Annotated in this window: 17 protein-coding genes; 5 read left to right on the forward strand and 12 right to left on the reverse strand. The window is 73.0% G+C overall.

Translation table 11 applies throughout. The features are described 5' to 3' along the window. Genes QM792_RS16140 through QM792_RS16155 form a run of 4 tightly spaced genes read right to left on the reverse strand, consistent with a single transcriptional unit; the run spans window position 1 to window position 4,963 of the window. Window positions 1-1,119, reverse strand: coding sequence for an ABC transporter permease (locus tag QM792_RS16140; RefSeq protein WP_415151121.1), 1,119 nt, complete (start codon window positions 1,117-1,119; stop codon window positions 1-3). Then, complete coding sequence (locus QM792_RS16145) at window positions 1,106-2,638, reverse strand: ABC transporter ATP-binding protein (protein WP_415151122.1); 1,533 nt, start codon at window positions 2,636-2,638, stop codon at window positions 1,106-1,108. Before QM792_RS16145 ends, QM792_RS16140 begins: the two co-directional genes overlap by 14 nt. Before the next feature lie 19 nt (window positions 2,639-2,657). Further along, complete coding sequence (guaD, locus tag QM792_RS16150; RefSeq protein WP_415151123.1) at window positions 2,658-3,947, reverse strand: guanine deaminase; 1,290 nt, start codon at window positions 3,945-3,947, stop codon at window positions 2,658-2,660. Further along, the gene (locus tag QM792_RS16155) at window positions 3,944-4,963 is read right to left on the reverse strand and encodes a LysR substrate-binding domain-containing protein (RefSeq protein WP_415151124.1); all 1,020 of its coding nucleotides are present in this window, start codon (window positions 4,961-4,963) and stop codon (window positions 3,944-3,946) included. The genes guaD and QM792_RS16155 overlap by 4 nt, the downstream gene beginning before the upstream one ends. Window positions 4,964-5,020: 57 nt before the next feature. Here QM792_RS16155 and xdhA point away from each other — a divergent pair, with 57 nt between their 5' ends. The 3 genes from xdhA to xdhC are packed head-to-tail and all read left to right on the forward strand — an operon-like array spanning window position 5,021 to window position 9,763. Then, window positions 5,021-6,529, forward strand: coding sequence for a xanthine dehydrogenase small subunit (gene xdhA, locus QM792_RS16160; RefSeq protein WP_415151125.1), 1,509 nt, complete (start codon window positions 5,021-5,023; stop codon window positions 6,527-6,529). 1 nt (window position 6,530) lies between these two features. Beyond that, window positions 6,531-8,861 (forward strand): xanthine dehydrogenase molybdopterin binding subunit, encoded by a 2,331-nt coding sequence (xdhB, locus tag QM792_RS16165; protein WP_415151126.1) that lies wholly within the window; start codon window positions 6,531-6,533, stop codon window positions 8,859-8,861. Beyond that, entirely contained in the window at window positions 8,858-9,763 is a 906-nt protein-coding gene (gene xdhC / locus QM792_RS16170) for a xanthine dehydrogenase accessory protein XdhC (protein WP_415151127.1), read from the forward strand. The genes xdhB and xdhC overlap by 4 nt, the downstream gene beginning before the upstream one ends. On the opposite strand, the gene QM792_RS16175 is transcribed toward xdhC, so the two are convergent. The 7 genes from QM792_RS16175 to otnI all read right to left on the reverse strand — a co-directional run bounded on the left by QM792_RS16175 (window position 9,697) and on the right by otnI (window position 16,771). Next, on the reverse strand, window positions 9,697-10,440 hold the full coding sequence (locus tag QM792_RS16175; protein WP_415151128.1) for a Crp/Fnr family transcriptional regulator: 744 nt from the start codon (window positions 10,438-10,440) through the stop codon (window positions 9,697-9,699). The genes xdhC and QM792_RS16175 overlap by 67 nt on opposite strands. Window positions 10,441-10,630: 190 nt before the next feature. Further along, window positions 10,631-11,392: an HpcH/HpaI aldolase family protein gene (locus QM792_RS16180; RefSeq protein ID WP_415151129.1), complete on the reverse strand. Its 762-nt coding sequence runs from the start codon at window positions 11,390-11,392 to the stop codon at window positions 10,631-10,633. Window positions 11,393-11,459: 67 nt separating this feature from the next. Continuing rightward, window positions 11,460-12,785 (reverse strand): glucarate dehydratase, encoded by a 1,326-nt coding sequence (gene gudD / locus QM792_RS16185; protein ID WP_415151130.1) that lies wholly within the window; start codon window positions 12,783-12,785, stop codon window positions 11,460-11,462. Between the two features lie 7 nt (window positions 12,786-12,792). Continuing rightward, entirely contained in the window at window positions 12,793-13,749 is a 957-nt protein-coding gene (locus tag QM792_RS16190; RefSeq protein ID WP_415151648.1) for a Bug family tripartite tricarboxylate transporter substrate binding protein, read from the reverse strand. Window positions 13,750-13,840: 91 nt separating this feature from the next. After that, window positions 13,841-14,566 carry a FadR/GntR family transcriptional regulator gene (locus tag QM792_RS16195; RefSeq protein WP_415151131.1) on the reverse strand — a complete coding sequence of 242 codons (726 nt, stop codon included), beginning with the start codon at window positions 14,564-14,566 and terminating at the stop codon, window positions 13,841-13,843. A 73-nt stretch (window positions 14,567-14,639) separates the two neighbouring features. After that, window positions 14,640-15,944, reverse strand: coding sequence for a glycerate kinase type-2 family protein (locus QM792_RS16200; RefSeq protein WP_415151132.1), 1,305 nt, complete (start codon window positions 15,942-15,944; stop codon window positions 14,640-14,642). Further along, window positions 15,941-16,771 (reverse strand): 2-oxo-tetronate isomerase, encoded by an 831-nt coding sequence (gene otnI, locus QM792_RS16205; protein ID WP_415151133.1) that lies wholly within the window; start codon window positions 16,769-16,771, stop codon window positions 15,941-15,943. The genes QM792_RS16200 and otnI overlap by 4 nt, the downstream gene beginning before the upstream one ends. Before the next feature lie 54 nt (window positions 16,772-16,825). On the opposite strand from otnI, the gene QM792_RS16210 reads away from it, so the two are divergent. Together QM792_RS16210 and QM792_RS16215 are read left to right on the forward strand one after the other, a co-directional pair. Continuing rightward, on the forward strand, window positions 16,826-17,509 hold the full coding sequence (locus QM792_RS16210) for a c-type cytochrome (protein ID WP_415151134.1): 684 nt from the start codon (window positions 16,826-16,828) through the stop codon (window positions 17,507-17,509). 13 nt (window positions 17,510-17,522) lie between these two features. Further along, entirely contained in the window at window positions 17,523-18,815 is a 1,293-nt protein-coding gene (locus QM792_RS16215; protein WP_415151135.1) for a c-type cytochrome, read from the forward strand. Between the two features lie 13 nt (window positions 18,816-18,828). On the opposite strand, the gene QM792_RS16220 is transcribed toward QM792_RS16215, so the two are convergent. Continuing rightward, window positions 18,829-19,044 carry a 4-oxalocrotonate tautomerase gene (locus QM792_RS16220; protein WP_415151136.1) on the reverse strand — a complete coding sequence of 72 codons (216 nt, stop codon included), beginning with the start codon at window positions 19,042-19,044 and terminating at the stop codon, window positions 18,829-18,831. Between the last annotated feature and the right edge of the window lie 109 nt (window positions 19,045-19,153).

The following is a 19,153-nucleotide window of genomic DNA, read 5'->3' on the forward strand; positions in this document are numbered from 1 at the left end:
TCAGGCCTCTTTCGTCTGCGTGGTTTGCGCGGCGGACGCCGCCGCCTTGGGCGCCGGCACCTGCGCCGGCTTCCAGCGCACGCGGTAGTGGATCAGCGTGTCGCAGGCCAGCAGCGTGAACAGCAGCAGGCCCTGGAACACGCCGGTGAGCGACTTGGGCAGCCCGAGGCGCGACTGCGCCAGCTCGCCGCCGATGTAGAACATGCTCATCAGGATGGCCGCGAAGATCGCGCCCACCGGGTGCAGCCGGCCGACGAAGGCGACGATGATGGCCGCGAAGCCGTAGCCCGCCGGCACGTGCGGCGTCAGTTGCGCGAGCGGCCCGGCCACTTCCAGCGCGCCGGCCAGGCCGGCCATGCCGCCGGACAGCAGCAGCGCCATCCACAGGGCACGGCGCGACGAGAAGCCGGCGTAGCGCGCCGCCGCCGGCGCGAGGCCGCCCACCTGCAACTGGAAGCCGGCGTAGGTGCGGAACAGCAGCACCCAGAAGCCCAGCACCGCCGCCAGCGCGATCAGCACGCCGATGTTGACGCGAAAGCCGTCCACCAGCCGCGGCACCTGCGTGCTCTTCAGGAAGGTGATGGTCTGCGGGAAGTTGTAGCCGGCCGGGTCTTTCCAGGGCCCGTAGACGAGGTAGCCCAGCACCATGTCGGCGATGTAGACCATCATCAGGCTGACCAGGATCTCGCTGGCGTTGAAGCGGTCGCGCAGCAGCGCGACGATGCCGGCCCACACCATGCCGCCGAGCACGCCGGCGGCCAGCACCGCGACCACGAACCAGCGTCCGGTCTCGGGCGTGGCCTGCATCGCCATGCCGCCGGCGAAGATCGCGCCGACGACGAACTGCCCCTCGGCGCCGATGTTCCAGACGTTGGAGCGGAAGCACACCGCCAGCCCGAGCGCGATCAGCAGCAGCGGCGTGGCCTTCATCGCCAGCTCGGACAGCGCGTAGGCGCTCTTCACCGGCTCGACGAAAAAGACCTGCAGGCCGCGCAGCGGATCCTTGCCGAGCGCGAGGAACAGCAGCGTGCCGATCACCACGGTGATCGCCAGCGCCAGCAGCGGCGAGGCGATCGACATGAACCGCGACGCCTCGGGGCGCGCTTCAAGCTTCAGCATGACCGGCCTCCTTCGCCGGGCGCCACAGGCCCGACATCCACTCACCGATCATCTCGATGCTCGCCTTCGAGGTGTCCACGCTCGGCGAGACGCGCCCCTGCGCGATCACCACCAGCCGGTCGCAGATCTCGAACAGCTCGTCCAGTTCCTCGCTGACCACCAGCACCGCGCAGCCCTGGTCGCGCAGGCGCAGCAGTTCGCCGCGGATCTGCGCCGCCGCGCCGACGTCGACGCCCCAGGTCGGCTGCGAGACGATCAGCAGCCTGGGGTCGGCGTCGATCTCGCGGCCGACGATGAACTTCTGCAGGTTGCCGCCCGACAGGCTCTTGGCCGCCGCCTCCGGCCCGCCGGCCTTGACCTTGTAGCGGGCTATCAGCCGCTCGGCCAGCGCCTTCACCTCGGCCGTGCGCACCCAGCCGGAGCGGCTCACCGTGGCGGTGCGCGTCAGCAGCGTGTTCTGCGCGAGCGACAGCGTCGGCACCGCGCCGCGGCCCAGGCGCTCTTCCGGCACGAAGTGCAGGCCCTCCTTGCGGCGCCTGCGCGGCGAGTCGCGCGCGATGTCCTGCCCGAACAGCGTGATGGCGCCGGCCGGCGCGCGCAGGTCTTCGCCCGACAGCGCCGCCATCAGCTCCTGCTGGCCGTTGCCCGAGACGCCGGCGATGCCGACGATCTCGCCGGCGCGCACCTCGAAGGCGATGTCCGACAGCGCCGTCGCGAAAGGGTCGGCCTTGGGCACGCTCAGGCCCTTGACCGCCAGCACCGTGTCGCCCAGCTTCGCCTGGGCGTGCTGCAACTGCGGCGGCTCGGCGCCGATCATCAGACGCGACAGGCTGGCGTTGCTCTCGCGCGTCGGGTCGACCTCGCCGGTGACCTTGCCGCCGCGCAGCACGGTGCAGTGGTGGCACAGCGCGCGGATCTCGTCGAGCTTGTGGCTGATGTAGAGGATGGAGCAGCCCTCGCTGGCGAGCTGGCGCAGCGTGACGAACAGCCGCTCGACCGCCTGCGGCGTCAGCACCGAGGTCGGCTCGTCGAGGATCAGCAGCTTGGGCTCGGTGAGCAGCGCGCGCACGATCTCGACGCGCTGGCGCTCGCCGACCGACAGCGTGTGCACCGGGCGCTCGGGGTGCACGTCCAGGCCGTAGTCCTTCGCCACCTTGAGCACGCGCGCGCTGACCTCGGCCAGCGTCAGGTGTTTGTCCAGGCCGAGCCAGACGTTCTCGGCCGCGGTCAGCGTGTCGAACAGGCTGAAGTGCTGGTAGACCATGCTGATGCCCAGCGCGCGCGCCTGCGCCGGCGAGGCGATCTGCACCGGCTGGCCGTTCCAGCGGATCTCGCCTTCGTCGGGCCGCACCGCGCCGTAGATCATTTTCATCATGGTCGACTTGCCGGCGCCGTTCTCGCCCAGCACGGCGTGGATCTCGCCGGGCTTGACGCGCAGCCGCACGCGGTCGTTGGCCCTCACGGCCGGGTACTGCTTGCTGATGTCGATCAGCTCCAATCGCAGCGTGTTCGGCAGCATGCTCGTCTCCTGTCGTCGTTCAGCGGCTGTGTCTTCGCACGCCGTCTATATAGGTGGCGGCGAGGCAGCGCTCGTCGCCGAGCGTCAACCATGCGAACACCTTCTCATGCAAGCCGCGCGCCACCTCCATGCGGCGCGCGCCCACCGGGCCGGCGGCCCAGTCCCACACGCACAGGTCGGCCGCCAGGCCGGCTTGCAGCGAGCCGATCTCGTGGTCGAGCGAGAGCGCATGCGCGGCGCCGCGCGTGGCGGCGTGCAGCGCCTTCCAGGCGGTGAGCCGCTGCCCGGCCATCGCCTGCACCTTGTAGGCGTCGGCCAGCGTGCGCAACATCGACAGGCTGGTGCCGCCGCCCACGTCGCTGGCCACGCTGACCGCCACGCCGGCCGCCTCGGCGGCGCGCCAGTCGAACAGGCCGCTGCCGAGGAACAGGTTGGACGAGGGGCTGTGCGCCACCTGCGCGCCGGCCTCGCGCAGCGCGGCGCGGTCGGCGTCGTCCAGCCAGATGCCGTGCGCGAACACGCTGCGCCGGTGCAGCAGCCCGGCGCGCGCGTAGACGTCGAGGTAGCTGCGCGCCTCGGGGAACAGCTCGCGCACCCAGCGCACCTCGTCGAGGTTCTCGGCCACGTGGGTCTGCATGTACAGCGTCGGGTCCTCGGCGCACAGCCGGCCGGCCATCGCGAGCTGCCCGGGCGTGCTGGTCGGCGCGAAGCGCACCGTCACCGCGTAGGCCAGGCGGGCGCGGCCGTGCCAGCGCGCGATCAGCTCGCGGCAGTCGGCCTCGGCCTGGCGCACGTCGTCGCGCAGGCCGTCGGGCGCGTGGCGGTCCATCAGCACCTTGCCGGCGACCAGCCGCATGCCGCGCTCGGCGCCGGCGGCGAACAGCGCCTCGGCCGAGACCTTGTGCACCGTCGGGAACACCACCGCCGCCGTGGTGCCGTGCGCCAGCAGCGCGTCGAGGAACAGCGCCGCGCCCTCGGCCGCCACCGCCGCGTCGGCATATCGCCGCTCGGCCGGGAAGGTGTAGGTGTCCAGCCAGTCGAGCAGCGCGGTGCCGTAGCTGCCGATCACGTCGAGCTGCGGGCTGTGCACGTGGGTGTCTATGAAGCCGGGCAGGATCAGCCGGCCGGCATGGTCGTCGCGCGGCCAGTCGGGGCCGGGCGGCTCGGCCTGCACCGCGGCGATGCGGCCATCCTCGACCAGCAGCCAGTGGCCGGGGCGCCAGCGCACCGCGGCGGATTCGGTCTCGCCCCAGGCCGGCTCGGCGCTGAAGTCGAGCAGGTCGCCGTGGATCGCGATGCGATTCGTCATGGGCGCCGCTCCGGCAGCGCGGGCGCCGCGAGCTGGCGCGCCACCTCGCGCACCTGCTCGCGCAGCCAGCGGTTGGCGGCCGAAGCATGCGTCAGCTCGTGCCAGAGCTGGTAGTAGGTCAGCGGCGGAAAGGCGACCGGGCAGCGCAGGATGCGCACCGGCAGCGTGTTCGCGTAGCGCGAGCAGAACAGCCGCCCGGTCGTCAGCACCAGCGCGCTGCGCGCCACCATCATCGGGATCAGGCTGAAGTGCGCGCTCTTGACGCTCACGTCGCGGCTCAGGCCGAGCGAGGCGAGGTGCTCGTCGATCACGCCCGGCGTGTTGCCGTGCAGCGGCGTCGGCGCGACGTGGCGGCACTCGAGGTAGCGCTCGGCCGTCCAGGCGCGTGCGCTCAGGCGCGCCGCCGGATGGTCTTCGGCGACCAGGCAGACGATCTCGTCGGACATCAGCCGGCCCAGGTGCAGCTCGCCCGGCGGCTCGAGCCAGTTGCCGATCACCAGGTCGACCTGGCCTTGCGCCAGGCTGCGCCGGTAGTCGAAGGCGCCCGACAGCGGCAGCAGCTCCAGGCGGGCGCGCGGCGCCGCGCGCTGCAGGTGCGCCGCCAGCTCGGGCAGGAACAGCGGGTCGAGGTAGTCGCTGGCGGCGATGCGGAAGGTCAGCGCCGCCTCGGCCGGCTCGAAGCCGCGCGCGCGGTTGCGCGGGCTGAACAGGCGGTCGGCGTCCTGCAGCAGCCGGCTGGCCGGGTCCAGCAATTGCAAGGCGGTTTCGGTGGGCGTCATGACGTTGCCCGCGCGCACCAGCAGCGGGTCGCCGGTGAGCGCGCGCAGCCGCTTGAGCTGCGCGCTGACCGCCGGCTGCGTGCTGGCCAGGCGCATCGCGGCACGGGAGACGCTGCGTTCGGTGATCAAGGTCTGCAACACCCGGATGAGATGAAGTTCGATCTTGTCGAAATCGGCGCGCCGCGTCATATGGCTGCAATGATAGGCGCCATCAGGCGTTCCGTATCCCCAAGGCATCGAAACGGCGTACCTTCGCGCTGAGATTTCCACCGCCCCCACCCGCTTGCACGAGACATGCCCAGCCGTCCCATCCGCTTCTACCACCGCGGCCGCATCGTCGAGGTCGGCGACGCCGAGCCGACGCGCAGCGTGCTCGACTGGCTGCGCGAGGACGCCCGCTGCACCGGCACCAAGGAAGGCTGCAACGAAGGTGACTGCGGCGCCTGCACCGTGGTGGTGGGCACGCCGGCCGCGCCGGGCGACACGCAGGCCGTGCGCGGGCTGCGGCTGCAGACGGTCAACGCCTGCATCCAGTTCCTGCCCACGCTGGACGGCAAGGCGCTGTTCGGCGTCGAAGATCTGAAGGCGATCGCGCCGGCGCAGGCGCTGCACCCGGTGCAGCAGGCGATGGTCGAGTGCCACGGCTCGCAATGCGGCTTCTGCACCCCGGGCTTCGTGATGAGCCTGTGGGCGGGCTACGAAACGCACCGCGCCTGCGGCACCACGCCGTCGCGCCGCGCGCTGGCCGACGAGCTCTCCGGCAACCTGTGCCGCTGCACCGGCTACCGGCCCATCCTCGACGCCGGCCAGCGCATGTTCGAGCTGCCGGCGGCGCAGCTCGACACCGCGCCGGTGCTCGCCGCGCTGCAAGCGATGGCCGGCGGCGACCAGACCTTCGAGTACCGCGACCGCTTCTTCGCGCCCAGGACGACCGAGGCGCTGGCCGCGCTGCGCGAAGCCAAACCCGAGGCGCGCCTGGTCGCCGGCGCCACCGACGTGGGGCTGTGGGTCAACAAGCAGTTCCGCGAGCTGGGCGAGATCATCTACCTCGGCGGCGTGAAAGCGCTGCAAGCCGTCGAGGAGCAGCGCGACGGCGCGCTGCGCATAGGCGCCGCGGCCCCGCTGGAAGACGCCTGGCGCGCCATCGCGCGGCGCTGGCCCGCGCTCACCGACGTGTGGCTGCGCTTCGCCTCGCCGCCGGTGCGCCACGCCGGCACCATGGGCGGCAACCTCGCCAACGGCTCGCCGATCGGCGACAGCGCGCCCATCCTGATGGCGCTGGACGCGCAGATCGAGCTGCGCCGTGGCGCGCGGGTGCGCCGCATGCCGCTGCCCGACTTCTACGTCGACTACATGAAGAACCGGCTCGAACCCGGCGAGTTCGTGCAGGCCATCGTGCTGCCGGCGCTGCCCGCCGGCCGCCAGGTGCGCGGCTACAAGATCAGCAAGCGCTTCGACTGCGACATCTCGGCCGTTTGCGCCGGCTTCGCGATCGAGCTCGACGGCGCGACGGTGCGCGCGGTTCGTCTGGCCTTCGGCGGCATGGCCGGCATCGTCAAGCGCGCGGCGCGCGCCGAGGCGGCGCTGCTCGGCCAGCCCTGGAACGCGGCCAGCGTGGCGGCGGCGCAGGCCGCGCTGGCGCAGGACTTCACGCCGCTGTCCGACATGCGCGCCAGCGCGGCGCACCGCGCGCAGGTGGCGGCCAACCTGCTGATGCGCCTGTGGCTGGAGACGCGGCCCGACGATCCGCTGCCGGCCGAGGCCACCAGCGTGTTCGCCGCGATGGCGCGCGAGAGGGCATGAGATGAACGACCGCATCGCCAGCGCGGCGCTGGCCACGAGCACGGCCCAGGTCGGCGTCGCGCGGCCGCACGAATCGGCGCACCTGCACGTGGCCGGCGAGGCCGCCTACATCGACGACCTGCCCGAACTCGCCGGCACGCTGCACTGCGCGCTCGGGCTCTCGCCGGTGGCGCACGGCCGGCTGGAATCGCTCTCGCTGGACGCGCTGCGCGCGCTGCCCGGCGTGGTGGACATCCTGAGCGCCGCCGACATCCCCGGCGTCAACGACTGGGGCTCCATCATCCACGACGACCCGATCCTGGCGCACGCCGAGCTGAGCTACCTCGGCCAACCGGTGTTCGCGGTGATCGCCACCACGCGCGACGCGGCGCGGCGCGTGGCCGCGCGCGCCAGGGAGGCGATGCGCATCGAGCCGCTGCCGGCGATGATCCACCACCGCGAGGCGCACGCGAAGGGCCGGTACGTGCTGCCGCCCATGCACCTGTCGCGCGGCGAGGCGCGCGCCGCGATCGAGGCCGCGCCGCACCGGCTGAAAGGCAGCTTCGAGGTCGGCGGCCAGGAGCAGTTCTACCTGGAAGGCCAGATCAGCGTCGCGATCCCCAAGGAAGACGGCGGCATGCTGGTGCACTGCTCCACGCAGCACCCCACCGAGATGCAGCACCTGGTGGCGCATGCGCTGGGCGTGCACGCCAACCAGGTGCAGGTGGAGTGCCGGCGCATGGGCGGCGGCTTCGGCGGCAAGGAGTCGCAGTCGGCGCCCTTCGCCTGCATCGCGGCGGTGGCCGCGCGCAGGCTGAACCGCCCCGTCAAGCTGCGCCTGGACCGCGACGACGACTTCCTGATCACCGGGCGGCGCCACTGCTTCCGCTACGAGTACGAGGTCGGCTACGACGAGGCCGGGCGCGTGCTCGGCGCCGAGATCACGATGGTCTCGCGCGCCGGCCATTCGGCCGACCTCTCCGGCCCGGTGATGACACGCGCGCTGTGCCACTTCGACAACGCCTACTGGCTGCCCGACGTGGCGATGCACGGCTACTGCGCGAAGACCAACACGCAGAGCAACACCGCGTTCCGCGGCTTCGGCGGGCCGCAGGGCGCGATCGCGATCGAGAACATCGTCGACTCGATCGCGCGCGCCTTGGGCAAGGACGCGCTCGACGTGCGGCGGCTCAACTTCTACGGCCAGGGCCAGAGCACGCCGTACGGCCAGGCCGTCGAGGACAACGTCATCCACGAACTGGTGGCCGAGCTGGAGGCCAGCAGCGACTACCGCGCCCGCCGCGCCGCCGTCGCCGCCTTCAACGCGGCCAGCCCGGTGCTCAAGCGCGGCCTCGCGCTGACGCCGGTGAAGTTCGGCATCTCGTTCAACGTCAAGCACTTCAACCAGGCCGGCGCGCTGGTGCACGTCTACAGCGACGGCTCCATCCTGGTGAACCACGGCGGCACCGAGATGGGCCAGGGCCTGAACACCAAGGTGGCGCAGGTGGTGGCGCACGAGCTGGGCGTGCCCTTCGAGCACGTGCGCGTCACCGCCACCGACACGCAGAAGGTCGCCAACACCTCGGCCACCGCCGCCTCGACCGGCAGCGACCTGAACGGCAAGGCGGCGCAGGACGCGGCGCGGCAGATCCGCGCCCGCCTGGCGGCCTGCGCGGCGGCGCTGCACGGCGGCACGCCGGCCGAGGTGCGCTTCGGCGCCGGGCAGGTGACGGTGAACGGCCTGACGCTGCCCTTCGAGGAACTGGTGGCCAAGGCCTACCAGGAGCGCGTGCAGCTCTGGTCCGACGGCTTCTACGCCACGCCCGGCCTGAGCTGGAACCGCGAGACGCTGCAGGGCCGGCCGTTCTACTACTTCGCCTACGGCGCGGCGGCCAGCGAGGTGATCGTCGACACGCTGACCGGCGAATGGCGGCTGCTGCGCGCCGACGTGCTGCACGACGTCGGGCAGTCGCTCAACCCGGCCATCGACATCGGCCAGGTCGAAGGCGCCTTCATCCAGGGCATGGGCTGGCTGACGATGGAAGAACTCGTGTGGCATCCCAAGACCGGCCTGCTGACGACCCACGCGCCCAGCACCTACAAGATCCCGACCGCCAACGACTGCCCGGCCGAGCTGCGCGTGCGCCTGTTCGAGAACGCCAACGCCGAGGACAGCATCCACCGCAGCAAGGCGGTCGGCGAGCCGCCACTGCTGCTGCCCTTCTCGGTGTTCTACGCGATCCGCGACGCGGTGTCGGCGCTGGGCGGGCACCGCGTCGATCCGCCGCTGGACGCGCCGGCGACCGGCGAATCCATCCTGCGCGCGATCGCGGCGGTGAAGGCCGCGCCATGAACACGCTGCGCGACGAGGCGGCCCGCTGGCTGGCGCAAGGCACGCCGGCCGTGCTGGTCGAGGTGAGCGAAGCGCTGGGCTCCGCGCCGCGCGAGGCCGGCACGCGCATGCTGGTCGGCGCGGCGTGCTGCGCCGGCACGATAGGCGGCGGGCACCTGGAGCTGAAGGCGATCGAGCGCGCGCGGAGGATGCTGGCCGACCCCGTTCGGGCTGAGCCTGTCGAAGCCCTTCGACAAGCTCAGCCCGAACGGAGTTTCGCCCACTACCCGCTCGGCCCGGCGCTCGGCCAGTGCTGCGGCGGCGCGGTGACGCTGGCCTTCTCGCGGCTCGATGCCAAGGCGCTCGCCGCCTGGCCGCCGGCCGCGCCGCGTTTTCACCTGCAGCTCTACGGCGCCGGCCACGTCGGCCGCGCGATCGTGCGCGCGCTGGCGCCGATCGACGTGCGCATCGACTGGATCGACGAACGCGACGAGGCCTTCCCCGGCGACGCCGAGATCCCGCCGCACACGCGCAAGCTCGCGGTCGAGGGGCCGCAGGCCGAGGTCGCCGACGCGCCGCCGGGCGCCTTCTTCCTCGTGCTGACGCACCGCCACGACCTCGACCTGCGCATCGCCATCGAGATCCTGAAACGCAACGATTTCGCCTTCTTCGGCCTGATCGGCTCGGCGACCAAGCGCGCGCGCTTCATCCACCGCTTCGAGGTGATGGGGCTGGCGCCCGAGGCGGTCGCGCGCATGAACTGCCCGATCGGCCTGCCGGGCATCGACGGCAAGGAGCCCGAGGTGATCGCGGCCTCGGTGGTGGCGCAACTGCTCGCGGCGAGCAGCCGCGCCGATCAGGCCGCCGAACGAACGCCGGCGAGGGCCCGCAGCTCGGCCAAGTCGAGCACCTTGACGCTGTAGCCCATCACCGCGATCAGCCCCTTGCGGCTGAGCTGGCGCAGCAGGCGCGACAGCGTCTCGGGCGTGATCGCGAGCTGCGAGGCGATGTCGCGCTTGCGCTCGTTGAGCGCCACCGTGAGGCTGCCGTCGTCGCCCGCCTCGCCGGGGCAGCGTTGCAGCAGCCAGGCGGCGAAGCGCCCTTCGGCGTCCTTGTGCATCAGGTCGTGCGTGGCCAGCGTGAGCGACTGCACCTGCTGCGCCAGCGTCGCCACCAGGCGCCGCGCCAGCTCGGGGAAGCGCTGCATCAGCGCCTGCACCTCGGCGCGCGGCAGCGTGATCAGCACCACGTCGGACACCGCCACCGCGTCCTGCGCCGGCATGCCGCCCACCCAGGCGCTGGCGGCGTCCAGCCACGCCGGGCCGTGCACGCTGCGCTCGGGGTGGAAGCCGCCGTCGGCCGGCACGCTGCCCAGCGCCGCGTCGCCGCGGGCGATCAGGCACAGCTCGCGCGCCGGCTCGCGGCTCGACACCAGCAGGCTGCCGGCGGGCAGTTCACGCACCAGCGCCAGTTCCTGCAACTCGACGACGATCTCGGTCGTCAGTCCCGGGCCGAGCACCGCGGCCCAGAACGCGCTGCCGCCCGCCGCGAGCGTCGGGTCGGCGGCCGGCACGGCACGACGCGACCGCAGCGGACGCATCGGGTGCACGCTGCGGGCGCCAAAGGTGGTCTGGGTGTCCAATCGCTTCCCCGGTGAGAACCTCGATGGGCGGAATGTGTCCTGCCCCTCCGGGCACCGTTTTGCGGTGGATCAAAGGGTCTCCGGGGTCAGCCGACCGCGACGGTCGGGATTGAGCCAACTCAGTCGGGCGATCTTCTCGGCGGCATGCTCAGCCCCGCCGCATCTCGGCCAGCAACTGCTGCGAGCCGGCGGCGAGCAGCCGCGCGTCGGCGCCCACCGTGACGAAGCGGAAGCCCTTGGCGATGCGCGCCTTGGCCACGTCGCTGCGGCCGTTGTGGATGCCGGCCCTGACGCCGTGCGCGAGGGCGCGCGCGACGATGTGGTCGATGGCCTGCGCCACCTTGGGGTCGACGTCGTCGAAGGTCGGCGTGCAGCCGAGCGCGAGCGACAGGTCCGAGGGGCCGACGTAGATCGCGTCCAGCCCCTCGACGGACAGGATGGCGTCGAGGTTGTCGAGCGCCTGCGCCGTCTCGATCATCGCGAAGCGCACGATGGTGTCGTTGGCGTGCGCCGGGTAGTCGGCGCCGCCGTACAGCAGCGCGCGCACCGGCCCGAAGCTGCGCGTGCCGCGCGGCGCGTAGCTGGTGTAGGCGACGAAGCGCTGCGCCTCCTCGCGCGTGTTGACCATCGGGCAGATCACGCCGTAGGCCCCGGCGTCCAGCGTCTTCATGATCAGGCCGGGCTCGAGCCAGGGCACGCGCACGATGGGCACGGTGGGCGTGGTCGAGATGGCCTGCAGCATGCTCACCATCGCCGGGTAGTCGATCACGCCGTGCTGCATGTCGATGGTCAGCGTGTCCCAGCCCTGGTGGGCCATCACCTCGGCGGAGAAGCCGTTGGGGATCGCCAGCCAGCCGTTCAGCGCCGCCTGGTCGCGCGCCCACAGCGTGCGCAGCGTGTTCTCTCTCATGCTCGTATGTCCTCGGAGGAAAGGCTTGCAGCTTATCGAATCGGATCGGATGCCGGCGCCGCCCCGCTCAGCGCAGCATGCACGGCCGCTTGGGGTCGAAGCGCCAGTTCGGGATCAGGTACTGCATCGCCGCCGCGTCGTCGCGCGAGCCCGAGGCCTGCTGCCGGTACAGCGCGTGCGCGCGCTCCACCGCGTCGCGGTCGAGTTCGATGCCCAGGCCGGGCCGCTCCGGCACGCGCACGCGGCCGTCGACGATGCGCAGCGGCTCGCGCGTCAGGCGCTGGCCGTCCTGCCAGATCCAGTGCGTGTCGATCGCCGTCACCCGCCCCGGCGCCGCCGCGGCGACGTGGGTGAACATCGCCAGCGACACGTCGAAGTGGTTGTTGGAGTGCGAGCCCCAGGTCAGGCCCCAGTCGCGGCAGGTCTGCGCGACGCGCACCGAGCCGGCCAGGGTCCAGAAGTGCGGGTCGGCCAGCGGGATGTCCACCGATTGCAGCGCCAGCGCGTGCGCCATCTGGCGCCAGTCGGTGGCGACCATGTTGGTGGCGGTGGGCAGCCCGGTGGCGCGGCGGAACTCGGCCATCACCTCGCGGCCCGAGAAGCCGTCTTCGGCGCCGCAGGGGTCTTCGGCGTAGGCCACCACGCCGCGCATGCGCTGGCCGAGGCGGATCGCGTCGGCCAGCAGCCAGCCGCCGTTCGGGTCGAGCGTGATGCGCGCCTGCGGAAAGCGCTCGTGCAGCGCGATCACCGCGTCGACCTCGGCGTCGCCGGCGAGCACGCCGCCCTTGAGCTTGAAGTCGTTGAAGCCGTAGCGCTCGTGCGCGGCCTCGGCCTGGCGCACGATGGCCTCGGGTGTCATCGCCGCCTCGTGGCGCACGCGGAACCAGGCGTCGTCGGCATCGGGCTCCTCGGCATAGGGCAGATTCGTGCGGCGCCGGTCGCCGACGAAGAACAGGTAGCCGAGCATCTCCACCGACTCGCGCTGCTGCCCCTCGCCGAGCAGCGCCGCGACGGGCAGGCCGAGGTGCTGGCCGAGCAGGTCGAGCATCGCCGACTCGACGGCGGTGACGGCGTGGATCGTGGTGCGCAGGTCGAAGGTCTGCAGGCCGCGCCCGCCGGCGTCGCGGTCGGCGAAGGCGCGCTGCATGCGCTGCATCACCGCGCGCACCTCGGCCACCGGGCGGCCGACCACCAGCTCGCGCGCGTCGTCCAGCGTCTGGCGGATCTTCTCGCCGCCGGGCACCTCGCCGACGCCGGTGCGGCCTGCGCTGTCGGTCAGCACCACCAGGTTGCGCGTGAAGAACGGGCCGTGCGCGCCGCTCAGGTTGAGCAGCATGCTGTCGCGCCCGGCGACGGGAATGGCCTCCAGCCGGGTGACCGTCGGCGCGCCCATGCCGGCGTCAGTCCGCCGAGATCTTGCGCGCTTCGATCAGGTGCTTCCAGCGCGCCGATTCGCTGGCCTGGAAGGCGGTGAACTGCTCGGGCGTGTTGGCGACGATCTCGAAGCCGACTTCGAGCAGCTTGGGCTTGACCGCCGGGTCGTTCAGCGCCGCGACGATCGCCTCGTGCAGCCTGGCCTTCACGTCGGCCGGCAGGCCGCGCGGCGCGGCGACGGCCTGCCACGAGTAGACGTCGGCGTCCTTCACGCCGGATTCGCTGAGCGTCGGCACGCCGGGCAGCAGCGCCGAGCGCCGCGCCCCGGTGACCGCCAGCGCGCGCAGCTTGCCGCCGTTGACGTGGGCCAGGATCGCGTTGATGTTCTGGAACGAGGCGTCGACCTGGCCGCCGAGCAGGTCGCTGATCGCCGGCGCGCCGCCCTTGTAGGGCACGTGCACGCCGCTGGTGCCGGTCTGCAGCCAGAACAGCTCGGCGGTGAGGTGGTCCGACGAGCCGTTGCCCGAGGAGGCGAAGCTGACCTTGGCCGGCGTCTTCTTCTGCGCCGCGACCACGTCGGCGACGCTCTTGAACGGCGAGGCCGCCGGCACCACCAGCACGTTGGGTGCCTGCACCGCGACGGTGAGCAGGTCGAAATCGCGCCCCGCGTCGTAGGGCACGTTCTTGATCAGGTAGGGCGCGATCACGAAGGGCCCGAGCGAGGACACCAGCAGCGTGTAGCCGTCGGGCGCGGCGCGCGTGACCTGCGCGGCGCCTATGGTGCCGGTGGCGCCGGCCTTGTTCTCGACCACCACCGACTGGCCGAGCTTGTCCTGCAGCTTCACGCCGACGGCGCGCGCCAGCGTGTCGGTCGAGCCGCCCGGCGGGAAGGGCACGACGATGGTGATGGGCTTGTCGGGCCAGGCCAGCGCCGGCGTGGCCGCGGCGAAGGCCAGCGCGGCCAGGATGAGCAGCTTCTTCATGGTCTTCATGGGCGGACGGGGGTGGTGGGTTGGTCGTCAGTCATCGTACAAGTCGAACATGCCGACTTCAAGGCGACGGACCCTGGGGCAACTACCGAGCGCCGACCGCGCGGCGGCGCCGCTCGCGGCTGTTCGCGAGGTGCGTGCGCATCGCGGCGCGCGCCGCCTCGGCGTCCTGCGCGGCGATGGCGTCGACGATGCTCTCGTGCTCGGCATGCACGCGCCGCAGGTAGGCCTGGCGCGCCGGGTCGATCACGCCGGCGGCCTCGAGCCGCGCGCGCGGGATGATCTGCACGCCCAGCGTGGCCAGCAGGCCGGCGAAGTGCTCGTTGTGCGTCGCGCGGGCGATCTCGCTGTGCAACTGGAAATCGGCCGCCACCGCGTCGCGCCCCTCCTCCAGCGCCGCGGCGAAGGCCTGCAACGCGGCGCGCATCGCCGCCAGATCGGCCTCGCTGCGCCGCTGCGCCGCGAGGCCGGCGGCCTCGACCTCGACGCCGATGCGCAGTTCCAGCACCGCGATCACGTCGCGCAGCGTGGCGAGTTGCTGCGGCTCGATGCGGAAGGCCGAGGCGTCGCCCGCGCCGACCACGAAGGTGCCGACGCCGTGGCGCGTCTCGACCATGCCGCCGGCCTGAAGTTTGGAGATCGCCTCGCGCACCACGGTGCGGCTGACGCAGAACTCGGCCATCACCTCGGCCTCGGTGGGCAGCTTGTCGCCGGGCGCGAGGCGGCCGTCGCGGATGCGCTCGCCCAGCGCGTCGACCACGCCGGCGGCCAGGGTGCGCGGGCGGCGCGCTAGGGTGGCGTCTGGCGGCATGGGCGGGGTGGCGGCGGCGATGTCGGGGTTGCCGTCAGTTGTACGACAACCTGATAGCGCGGGCAAGAGTGGCTCAGACGATCAGCAGCGCGCGGAAGTCGTTGACGTTGGTGAAGGTCGGCCCGGTGACGACCAGGTCGCCCAGCGGCGCGAAGAAGCCGTAGGCATCGTTGGCGTCGAGGAATTCCTGCGCCTTCATGCCCCGGGCCAGCGCGCGCGCCAGCGTGTCGGGCGCGACGACCGCGCCGGCGTTGTCTTCCACGCCGTCGATGCCGTCGGTGTCGGCCGCCAGCACGTGCACGCCCGGCTCGCCTTGCAGCGCGATCGCGCAGCCGAGCAGGAATTCGCCGGCGCGCCCGCCGCGGCCGCCCTTGTTCTTCACCGTCACGGTGGTCTCGCCGCCGCTGAGGATCACGCAGGGTCTGGCGAAAGGCGTGCCGGCCTGCGCCACCGAGCGCGCCAGCGCGGCATGCACCTTGCCGACCTCGCGCGACTCGCCTTCCATCGCGTCGCTGAGGATGTGCGGGGCGACGCCGGCGGCGCTGGCCAGCGCCGCCGCCGCTTCCAGGCTCTGGCGCGGCGTGGCGATCATGTGCACCGCGTGGCCGGCGAAGCGCGCGTCGCCGGGCTTGGGCGATTCGAAGGCGCCGCTTTCCAGCCCGGCGCGCGCGGCGGCGGGGATCTCGATTCCGTAGCGGTTCAGGATCGCCAGCGCGTCGGCGCAGGTGCTGCTGTCGGGCACCGTCGGGCCGCTGGCGATGACCTCGGGCGCGTCGCCGGGTACGTCGCTGATCAGCAGCGTCACCACGCGCGCCGGCGCGCAGCGCGCCGCGAGGCGCCCGCCCTTGATCGCCGAGAGGTGCTTGCGCACGCAGTTCATCTCGTCGATCGCCGCGCCGCTGCGCAGCAGCGCCTGGTTGACGGCCTGCTTCTCCTCCAGCGTGATGCCGGGCGCGGGCAGCGTCAGCAGCGCCGAGCCGCCGCCGGAGATCAGGCACAGCACCAGGTCGTCGGCACCCAGGCCCTGCGCGAGCTGCGCGATGCGCTCGGCGGCGCGCCGCCCGGCGGCGTCGGGCACCGGGTGCGCGGCCTCCACCACCTCGATGCGGCCGGGGCTCGCCCGGTAGGCCGGCGGCACGTGGCCGTAGCGCGTGACCACCAGGCCCGACAGCGGCGCCTGCCTGGGCCACAGCGCGTCCACCGCCGCCGCCATCGCGCCGCCGGCCTTGCCGGCGCCGATCACGACGGTGCGGCCCCGCGGCGGCGCGGGCAGCCACGGCGCCGTCGTCTCGGCCGGCAGCGCGCGCGCCACCGCGGCGTCGTACAGGGCGCGCAGGAAACCGCGCGGGTCGGTGCGGGGGTCCGGCGTAGCGCTCATGGCTGCAAATTATCGAGGACCCTTCCAGCCGCGATTTCGGCGGCGAATTCGCGCCGCGCCGCGTCGAGCCAGCCCAGCCCGGCCTCGGTGCCCTTGGCGGGCCGGTACTCGCAGCCGATGTGCCCGGCGTAGCCGATGCGCGCCAAGTGCCGCCACAGGAAGGCGTAGTGGATCTCGCCGCTGCCCGGCTCGTGGCGGCCGGGGTTGTCGGCAACCTGCACGTGGCCGATGCGCGCCAGGTGCTTCTGCAGCGTCGCCGCCAGCTCGCCCTCGCTGCGCTGCGCGTGGTAGACGTCGTACTGCAGAAAGAGGTTGTCCGCCCCGACCTCGTCCATGAGGGCGATCGCCTGCGCCGTGCGGTTCAGGAAGTAGCCCGGCATGTCCTGGGTGTTGATCGGCTCGATCAGCAGCCGGAGCCCGGCGCGGCGCAGCTCGGCCGCGGCGTGGCGCAGGTTGGCGACGAAGGTGCGGCGCAGCAGCTCAGGGTCGGCCCCCGGCGGTGCCGTGCCGGCCAGGCAGTGCAGTTGCGGCGCGCCCAGCACCAGCGCGTACTCGATCGCCCGGGCCACGCCGGCGCGGAACTCGTCGCCGCGCCCGGGCAGGCAGGCCAGGCCGCGTTCGCCGGCCTCCCAGTCACCGGGCGGCATGTTGTGCAGCACGCAGCGCAGGTCATGCGCCCGCAGCCGCGCCGCGATCTCGCCCGGCGCGTGCGCATATGGAAAGAGGAACTCGACGGCCTCGAAGCCGGCGCGCGCGGCGCGCTCGAAGCGATCGAGGAACGGATGTTCGGTGAACAGCAGCGAGAGGTTGGCGGCGAAGCGCGGCATGGCCGGCGATTGTCGGCCCGATGCGTGGGTTAGGATGCGCCGCACCGGCAGCGAATGAAACCCACCCCGATCGTTCTGGCCGCGCTGCTGTGCGCTCCCGCCGCGGCCGCGCCGCCCGAAGACACACTCGCCCAGCGTGTGCTCGCCTGCACCGCCTGCCACGGCCAGCAGGGGCGCGCGGCGGCCGACGGCTACCACCCGCGCATCGCCGGCAAGCCGGCGCTCTACCTGTTCAACCAGCTCGTCAACTTCCGCGAGGGGCGGCGCCGCTACGGGCCGATGGGCGACCTGGTCGAGCACCTCGGCGACGACTACCTGCGCGAGATCGCCGGCCACTTCGCGGCCATCGAACTGCCCTACCCCGCGCCGGCGCCGGCCGGCGACGCGCCGTCCGCGCTGGCGCTGGGCGAACGCCTGGCCTTGCGGGGCGACGAGGCGCGCAAGCTGCCGGCCTGCGCGGCCTGCCACGGCCAGGCGCTGACCGGCGTCGAGCCGGCCATTCCCGGCCTGCTCGGCCTGCCGCGCGACTACCTGAAGGGCCAGCTCGGCGCCTGGGCCAACGGCCAGCGCCGCGCCCACGCGCCCGACTGCATGGCCGACATCGCGCAGCGCCTGACGCCGCAGGACGTGGGCGCCGTCGCCGCCTGGCTGGCGAGCCGGCCGGTGCGGCTGCCGTCCAAGGCCGCCGCGAGCCTGCCCGCGCCGCTGCCGCTGGACTGCGGCAGCGTGCCACGCTGACCGGGGCGCCGCGATGCCCAGGCGCTGGCTGCTCGTCCCGCTGCTGCTGCTCGCCGTGCTGGCCGCCGCGGTGCTGTGGCTGAACCTGCGCGGCGAAGCGGCCATCGCCGCCGGCAGCGCGCCGGCCGCCGGCACACCCGGGCAGGTGGCGCGCGGCGAGTACCTCGTGCGCATCGGCAACTGCGCCACCTGCCACAGCGTGCGCGGCGGCGTGCCCTGGGCCGGCGGGCGCGGCATCGCCACGCCCTTCGGCACGGTGTACGCCGGCAACCTGACGCCCGACGACCACACCGGCCTGGGCCGCTGGAGCGCGGACCACTTCTGGCGCGCGATGCACCACGGCCGCTCGTTCGACGGCCGGCTGCTCTACCCGGCCTTCCCCTACCCCGACTTCTCGCGCATCACGCGCGAGGACAGCGACGCGATCTACTTCTTCCTGCGCACGCTGCCCGCGGTGCGCCAACCCAACACGCCGCACGCGCTCGACTTCCCCTACGGCACGCAGGCGGCGCTGGCGGTCTGGCGCGCGCTGTTCTTCCGCCCCGGCGCCTTCGAGCCCGAGCCGGCGCGCGGCGCGGCCTGGAACCGCGGCGCCTACCTGGTGCGCGGCCTGGGCCACTGCGCCGCCTGCCACGGCGGGCGCAACGCCTTCGGCGCCACGCCCGAGGCCGGCCTGTCGCTGGCCGGCGGACTGATCCCGATGCGCAACTGGTACGCGCCGGCGCTCAACTCGCCCGGGCAGGCCGGCGTGGCCGACTGGGAAACGGCGCACATCGTCGCGCTGCTGCGCGACGGCATCTCGCCGCGCGGCACGGCGCTCGGGCCGATGGCCGACGTGGTCTATCGCAGCCTGCAATACCTGCGCGACGACGACCTGCAGGCCATCGCGCTGTTCCTGAAGTCGCTGCCGCAGCAGCGCGACGCGGCGAGCAGCCGCAAGCCGCCCGACCCGGCGCACCGTGCCGCCGGCGCGAAGCTCTACGACGCGCACTGCGCCGATTGCCACGGCGCGAACGGCCAGGGCGCGCGCAGCGCCGCCGGCGTGCTCATCGCGCCGGCGCTGGCCGGCAACCGCGTGGTGACGATGGAGCCGCCGGCCAACCTGGTGCGGGTGATCGTGCACGGCGGCTTCGCGCCGGCCACGCGCGGCAACCCGCGGCCCTTCGGCATGCCGCCGTTCGCTCTGGCGCTGTCGGATGCGCAGATCGCCGCGCTGGCGGGTTTTCTGCGCACGAGCTGGGGCCACGACGCCGGCGCGGTGCTGCCCCAGGAAGTGGCGCGCTGGCGCGGCGGCGCGGGCGACTGATCGCTGCGCCCGCTCAGCTACCGGACGGCTTCGCGGCGGCGGCCTGCCGGTCCGACCACAGCACGCCGCCGCTGGCCCAGTCCTCGCGCCGCACGTCCTGGAAGATCACGTCGACGCTGTCGGCCTTGCTGCCGAGCACGCGCACGCAGGCCTCGGTCAGCTCCTTGGCGAGCGCGCGTTTCTGCTCGGCGCTGCGGCCCTCGAAGAGTTCGACGCGCAAGGTGGGCATATCCGTTTCTCCAGAGTCGTGTACCTAAAAGCGCCCCCCAAGAAATGGGAGCCCCGTCCCCCCATTCTGGATGACGCGCGGCGGGCCGCCCGCTTCTAAGCTGGCTTCC

The organism is Piscinibacter sp., assembly GCF_047600445.1.
Taxonomy (GTDB): Bacteria; Pseudomonadota; Gammaproteobacteria; order Burkholderiales; family Burkholderiaceae_C; genus Piscinibacter.